The sequence below is a fragment of the Ruegeria sp. E8 genome (assembly GCF_056533985.1).
The window spans coordinates 1-2714 of the sequence record NZ_JBQFOY010000049.1; the positions used below are offsets into that span (position 1 = coordinate 1).

Annotated in this window: 2 protein-coding genes; both read left to right on the forward strand. The window is 56.7% G+C overall.

Translation table 11 applies throughout. The features are described from left to right. Nucleotides 1-107: 107 nt before the first annotated feature. Nucleotides 108-1091, forward strand: a complete 984-nt coding sequence (gene hpaD / locus ACR0LF_RS23540) for a 3,4-dihydroxyphenylacetate 2,3-dioxygenase (RefSeq protein WP_480584001.1) — start codon at nt 108-110, stop codon at nt 1089-1091. A 107-nt stretch (nt 1092-1198) separates the two neighbouring features. Then, nucleotides 1199-2596, forward strand: coding sequence for a pyridoxal phosphate-dependent decarboxylase family protein (locus ACR0LF_RS23545; protein ID WP_480584004.1), 1398 nt, complete (start codon nt 1199-1201; stop codon nt 2594-2596). Nucleotides 2597-2714 lie beyond the last annotated feature (118 nt).

The following is a 2714-nucleotide window of genomic DNA, read 5'->3' on the forward strand; positions in this document are numbered from 1 at the left end:
TGGGCTGGGACACGTATGACAAAAAATGCAAAGTCGTCACCGAATACTTCCCAAGCTCCGGCACAGGTCAGACAAACGTCATTTTCCCGGTATAACAGGAGGTTCCAATGCCCGTCCCATCCCCCAATCTGTATCCCAACTTCAACACTATTCGCCTGAGCCATGTCTGTCTGAATGTCAGCGACCTTGCGGCGTCCCGCAAGTTCTACTCTGAGATACTGGGTCTTCAGGTGTCGGACGAAACGGACAGCCACGTCTATTTGCGCGCGATGGAGGAACGGGGACACCATTGTGTGATCCTGCAGAAATCCGATCAGCCGGGCACGGTCGAGGTGATGGGGTTCAAGACCTTCGATGAAGAGGATCTGGACCGGGCTGCGGAGTATTTTAAGTCCAAAGGTCGGCCGACCGAGTGGGTTGAGCGATCCTATCAGGGGCGCACGTTGCTGACGTCGGACAACATGGGAATTCCGCTGGAGTTCTATCACAAGATGGATCGGTTGGAGCCGATCCATCAGAAATACGCGCTCTATCGCGGGGTCAAGCCGTTGCGCATTGATCACTTCAACTGCTTTTCGACCAACGTCGATGACAGCGTGGCGTTCTACAGCGATTTCGGCTTTCGGGTGACAGAGTACACCGAAGACGAAGACAGCAAACGTTTGTGGGCCGCGTGGCTGCACCGCAAAGGCGGTGTTCATGACATGGCCTTCACCAATGGGACCGGGCCGCGCATGCACCATGTCGCCTTCTGGGTGCCGACACCACTCAACATCATCGACCTGCTCGATCTGATGTCGACGACCGGTTACGTGGACAATATCGAGCGTGGGCCGGGGCGGCACGGTATTTCGAATGCGTTCTTTTTGTACATCTTGGATCCAGATGGCCACCGGATCGAGATTTACTGCTCGGACTACCAGACTGTCGACCCTGATCTGGAGCCAATCAAATGGGATCTCAAAGACCCTCAGCGCCAGACACTTTGGGGTGCGCCCGCCCCCAAGAGCTGGTTTGAGCACGGCACACCTTTTGTGGGCGTCGCCCAGAAACACTCGGATCTCGACGCGTCGCCGATTATAGCACCGTAGAGAAAATCAAACCTGAACCGTTTCTCGCGCACGGGTTGGCACAGGCAATGACTTGAGGCTTAAATAACTGTATTTGGGCAAAAAAACACAGAAAATGAGGTTGATCCATGGATTGGGACGCGTTTTCGCACTGGGGGCAGCATATTTCGAAATGGGCTGCCGATTATCACAGGACCATAGCGGATCGCCCGGTACGCGCGCAGACCGCACCGGGTGAAATTGCGGCTCAGCTTGAAGCCGCACCGCCGGTACAAGGTGAGCCGATGGACGCCATCATGGCCGATTTCGAACGGATCGTGATGCCGGGCATCACACATTGGCAACACCCAAGGTTCTTTGCCTATTTCCCGGCCAACGCTGCACCGCCCTCGATGCTGGCCGAGATGCTGGTGAGCACCATCGCTGCGCAATGCATGCTGTGGCAAACATCACCCGCCGCAACCGAGGTCGAAGGCGTCATGGTCGACTGGATGCGGCAGGCGCTTGGTTTGCCTGCTGGCATGACCGGTGTCATTCAGGACAGCGCATCCTCGGCGACCTTGTCTGCGGTTCTGACCATGCGGGAACGGGCCACAGGCTTTACCGGCAACCGCGAGGGGCTGAACACCAAGGGTGCATTGCGGATCTACTGCTCGGATCAGGTGCATTCGTCCATTGACCGGGCTTGCTGGGTCGCAGGTATCGGTCAGGACAATCTGGTCATACTGCCTACTCACGGTTCGACTTATGCAATTGACCCCGAAGCGCTTGAGGCTGCGATTCAGAATGACATTGCCGCAGGGAACATTCCTGCCGGGATCATCGCCATCACCGGGGGAACCGGTGTCGGGGCCTGTGATGACCTGATCGCCGTGGCGGATATCGCGCAGAAACACGACCTGTATACTCATCTTGATGCCGCCTGGGCCGGATCTGCCATGATCTGCCCCGAGTTCCGCGACGCCCTTTGGCGTGGGGCCGACCGCTATGACAGTATCGTCTTCAATCCGCACAAATGGATGGGTGCCCAGTTCGATTGTGCAATCCAGTTTCTGCGGGACGCGACACCACAACTCAATACGCTGAAGATCGAGCCCGAATACCTGAAAACAACCGGCGCAGAGGTAACGAATTATTCGGAATGGACGATCCCTCTGGGACGCCGTTTCCGGGCGCTCAAAATCTGGTTCCTGCTGCGTTCATACGGTCTGGAGGGATTGCAGAGCCGCATCCGCAACCACGTGACCTGGGCCAGTGCGCTTGCCGAGAAAATCGGCGCAATGGACGGGTTCGAGATCACTACGGGACCGATCCTGAGCCTGTTTTCTTTCCGCTGCCCGGGCGACGATGCCATGCAGCAACGGTTGGTCGACGCGCTGAATGACGATGGCCGGATCTATCTGACACAAGGCATGTTCGATGGTCGCAAGATCATCCGCTTTCAGGTCGGGCAATTTGATACAACACGCGACGATGTGCTGATGGCAGCAGACGTTATTCGTGAGGTTTGGGAGACATTTAGATGAAATTCGCAACCTTCTCTGCCGATGGGCAGACGTTTTTTGGTGCGATTACCGATGGCGGTGCGATTGCGTTGAACGGGGCGTTCCGGGATCACGCCAGTCTGTATGAGGTGATTGCGGC

Excerpts from the sequence above, each read along its gene's own strand:
- ACR0LF_RS23545 (WP_480584004.1), top strand. The coding sequence starts at position 1,199 with ATGGATTGGGACGCGTTTTCGCACTGGGGGCAGCATATTTCGAAATGG.
- hpaD (WP_480584001.1), top strand. The coding sequence starts at position 108 with ATGCCCGTCCCATCCCCCAATCTGTATCCCAACTTCAACACTATTCGC.